At 82.3% G+C, this 548-nt stretch carries 1 pseudogene; it reads right to left on the bottom strand.

Going from position 1 to position 548, the window contains the following annotated elements:
- A pseudogene (locus ACYVI6_RS18850) lies at nucleotides 1-548 on the bottom strand (hypothetical protein); the annotation flags it as partial.

The following is a 548-nucleotide window of genomic DNA, read 5'->3' as shown; positions in this document are numbered from 1 at the left end:
GCCCGGACCGCCCGGACCGCCCGGACCGCCCGGACCGCCCGGACCGCCCGGACCGCCCGGACCGCCCGGACCGCCCGCAGCGCCTGCGTCGCCAGGACCCGGTGCAGCACCGCGCACCGAGGTGCCCGCGCCGAGGTCGTCGCGGTGCGCATGCACCAGCAGACCGGCGAGCCCGGGCTGCGCGACGAGCAGCTCGAGCGCCGTGTCGGGTGGCAGGGACTCGACGAGGCGCAGCGCCTCGGGCAGCGCGGCGGAGCCCAGCGAGCGGGCGTCGGCCGCCGCGGGGAGCGCGCTGGTGGCGGCCGACCAGACGCCGCCCGGGTCGTCGGCGGCGGCGGCCACCGCGTCGGCGACCCGCCGCTCGAGCCCGGCGCAGGCGTGCAGCAGCACGACGACCAGGGCGGCGAGATCGCGCAGCGCCTCGACGAGGTGCAGCCGCTGGTGCAGCGCTGCCCGCAGCGCCGGCCCGGCACCCGGGGCGGCGCCGGCCTGCACGACCGGCGCCGTGCCGACCTCGACGCGGTCGGCCAGCCGGCGCGCCGTCGGGG

This window comes from Angustibacter aerolatus, from assembly GCF_054776675.1.
Note: the sequence above shows the minus strand (reverse complement) of the source record. Positions and strands in the feature narration are given on the sequence as shown.